1 protein-coding gene and 1 pseudogene are annotated in these 3,521 nt (G+C 76.8%); one reads left to right on the top strand and one right to left on the bottom strand.

Annotation, left to right across the window (positions count from 1 at the left end):
* Window positions 1–208 (top strand): annotated as a pseudogene (locus HCN56_RS24495) (hypothetical protein); the annotation flags it as partial.
* A gap of 42 nt (window positions 209–250) precedes the next feature.
* On the opposite strand, the gene HCN56_RS24490 reads toward HCN56_RS24495, so the two are convergent.
* Entirely contained in the window at window positions 251–3,232 is a 2,982-nt protein-coding gene (locus HCN56_RS24490; protein ID WP_167974678.1) for a bifunctional [glutamine synthetase] adenylyltransferase/[glutamine synthetase]-adenylyl-L-tyrosine phosphorylase, read from the bottom strand.
* Window positions 3,233–3,521 lie beyond the last annotated feature (289 nt).

Here is a 3,521-nt window from a genome sequence, read left to right as displayed (position 1 = left end):
CCCCGGGGGCGACGGCGGCCCGCCCGGTGGCGGCACCGGCGGCGACACCCCGCCCGGCAGCGGCCGGACGGCCGGCGGGAACGCGGAGTCCCCCGAGGAGCACGACGGCGACGGCCCCGCCGGCCCGCGCCCGCCGAGCGACGGCGAGCTGCCCCGGCAGCAGCGGCCGTCCGAGGTCTCCGCCGGCGGCCGCCCCACCCGCGGCTGACGCCGCGCGGCGAGCCGCCGCGGGCGAAGTGGGGGGCGGGGCTCAGCTCTCGTAGAAGATGCGGTCCACCACCGCGCGCGCCCGCCGGGTGGTGCGCCGGTAGTCCTCCAGCATCTCCCCGGCATGGCCGGGGTCGTAGCCGAGGTAGCGGGCGACGCCCGACAGTTCCCGGGTGGCGTTGGGGAAGGTGTCGCCCGGCCGGCCCCGCACCAGCAGCACGGCGTTGCGGACCCGCGAGGCCAGCAGCCACGCCTCGTCCAGCGTCTGCGCGTCGTCCTCGTCCAGCAGCCCCGCCGCCTGGGCGGCGGCCAGGGCCGGTCGCGTCCGGGTGGTGCGCAGCTCCGGCCGGTCGTGGGCGTGGCGCAGCTGGAGGAGCTGGACGGTCCACTCCACGTCGGAGAGGCCGCCCCGGCCCAGCTTGGCGTGGAGCGTGGGGTCGGCGCCGCGCGGCAGCCGCTCCGCCTCCATCCGGGCCTTGAGCCGCCGGATCTCACGCTCGGCGTCCTCGCCCGGCCCGCCCTCGGGATACCGCACGGGGTCGATCAGCGCGAGGAACCGCTCGCCCAGCCCTTCGTCGCCGGCCATCGGCTGCGCCCGCAGCAGCGCCTGGCTCTCCCACACCCGGCTCCACCGCCGGTAGTACGCCTCGTACCCGGTGAGGCTGCGGACCAGCGGGCCGCTCTTCCCCTCGGGCCGGAGGTCGGCGTCGATGAGCAGCGGCGGGTCGGGCGCGGGGATCTGGAGCAGGCGGCGCAACTCGTTGGCGACGGCGTGGGCGGCCCGGGACGCCTCCTCGTCGCTGACGCCCTCGCGCGGTTCGTGGACGAACATCACGTCGGCGTCGGAGCCGTAGTTGAGCTCCTGGCCGCCGAAGCGGCCCATGCCGATGATGGCGAACCGGGTGGGCAGCTCGTCGCCGCTGTGGGTGCGCGCGGCGGTCCGCAGCGCCCCGGCCAGTGCGGCCGCGTTGAGGTCGGTCACCGCCTCGCCGACGCGGTCGACCGCCTCGGGCCTGAGCCCCGGTTCGGCGTAGGCGTCGATGACGTCGGCGGCGGCGGTGCGGAAGAGCTCGCGTCGCCGCACCCCGCGCACGGCGGCGACGGCCTCCTCGGCGACGGGGTGCCGGCCGACGGCCGCAAGGATCTCCTGTTCCAGGGCCTGCCGGCCCCGGGGGCGCAGCCCCTCCTCGCCGCCGAGGAGGGAGACGGCCTCGGGGGCCCGCAGCAGCAGGTCGGTGGCGAACCGGCCGGAGGCCACCACCCGGGCCAGGTTCTCCGCGGCGGCCCCCTCGTCGCGGAGCAACCGGAGGTACCAGGGGGTGTTGCCCAGCGCGTCGGAGACCTTGCGGAAGCCGAGCAGCCCGGCATCGGGGTCGGCCGAGTCGGCGAAGCGGTCGAGCATGACCGGCAGCAGCGTCCGCTGGATCGACGCCTTGCGGCTGACGCCCGAGGCCAGTGCCTTGAGGTGGCGCAGCGCGGCGGTCGGATCGTCGTAGCCGAGGGCGACCAGCCGCTCCTCGGCGGCGCCGAGCGACAGCCGCGCCTCGCCGGCGTCCAGTTGGGCGACGGATTCGAGCAGCGGCCGGTAGAACAGCTTCTCGTGGAGGCGGCGCACCACGGCGGTGTGGCGCCGCCAGGCATGGTTCAGCTCGGCGACCGGGTCCTTGAGGAACCCGAGCGACCGGCCGATGCTGCGCAGTTCGTCCTCGGTGTCGGGCATCAGGTGGGTGCGGCGCAGCCGGTGGAGCTGGATGCGGTGCTCCACGGTGCGCAGGAACTGGTAGGAGGCGTCGAGCTGCGCGGCGTCGACCCGGCCGACGTACCCCCGGTCGGCGAGGGCGGAGAGCGCGGAGAGGGTGGTGGGGCTGCGCAGTTCGGCGTCGCCGCGGCCGTGGACCAGCTGCAGCAGCTGGACGGCGAACTCGACGTCCCGCAACCCGCCCGGCCCGAGCTTGAGTTCGCGGCCGGCGTGGGCGGCGGGGATCGACTCCTCGACGCGTCGGCGCATCTGCTGCACGTCGACGACGAAGTTCTCCCGGGCGGCGGCCTCCCAGACCAGGGGGGCCACGGCGGCGTGGTACTCCTCGCCGAGGGCGCGGTCCCCCGCGACCGGGCGGGCCTTGAGCAGGGCCTGGAACTCCCAGGTCTTGGCCCAGCGGTGGTAGTACGCGACATGGCTGGCGAGGGAGCGGACCAGGGGGCCGTTGCGGCCCTCGGGCCGCAGGTTGGCGTCCACCGGCCAGATGGTGCCCTCGGCGGTGGTGTCGGAGCAGATCCGCATCAGGCGGGCGGCGAGGCGGGTCGCCGCCTGCATCGCGGGGCCCTCGGCCTCCTGGTCGGCGCCCTCGGGTGCCTCACCGACGAAGATGACGTCCACGTCGGAGACGTAGTTCAGCTCCCCGCCGCCGCACTTCCCCATGGCCACCACGGCCAGCCGGCACCGCTCGGCGTCCTCCGGGGCCTCCGCCTCGGCGATGCGGAGTGCGGCGCGGAGCGTGGCGGTGGCGAGGTCGGCGAGTTCGGCCGCCGTCTCCACGAAGCCGCTGGTGCCGCTGAGATCGCGGGCGGCGATCATCAACAGCGCACGCCGGTAGGCCAGTCGGAGCCGGTCGGGGTCGTCGGCCCCGGCGAGCGCGGTCTCGAAGTCGGCGAGCCCGGGGTGGAGGTCGGCGGTGTCGAAGGAGACGAGGACACGCCACTCGTCGGGGTGGGCGGCGAGGTGGTCCCCCAGCGCCTCGGAGGCGCCGAGCACCGAGAGGAGCCGGTCCCGCAGCGGCTTGCTGGAGGTGAGGGTCTTCAGCAGCAGGGTGCGGTCGGCCGGCTCGGGCTGATTCTCGGTGACGCGGACCAGGGCGTGGAGCGCGAGGTCGGGGTCGGCGGTCGCCCCGAGGCCGTCGAGCAGGGTGTTGTCGGGCCCGCCGGGGCCGAGCGCCCCGGAGTGGAGGATCTCCTCCGCCGCGGCGGGGGCACTGAACCCGCGCCGGGCCAGTTGTCCGAAGAGGCTCTCCCGCCGTCCGCCGACCACGCCGTGTCCTTCCCGCTCGCCGATCCGCCGTCGCACCGCCCGGCGCACGGCGGCTCCCCGAAGGCGCGGTCCGCGCCGCCCGGCGCCGGGCCCGGTGGTGCCGCCCACCGTGCCGACGGTGGTGCGCCGTCGAGCGTAGCGACTCCGGGAGCGCGACGCGCCACGACGGGGCCGGTCCACGCCGGTCGGCGCGGCGGGCCCGGGCCGGTGACGTGCCGGGACGGTGACATGCCGGGAGGCGTGCGCCGCCGGGACGCCCCGGGCCTGCGGCGGCGGACCGGGTCGGGCG

Origin of the sequence: Streptomyces lonarensis, assembly GCF_012033735.1 — a bacterium.
Lineage (GTDB): Bacteria > Actinomycetota > Actinomycetes > Streptomycetales > Streptomycetaceae > Streptomyces > Streptomyces lonarensis.
Note: the sequence above shows the minus strand (reverse complement) of the source record. Positions and strands in the feature narration are given on the sequence as shown.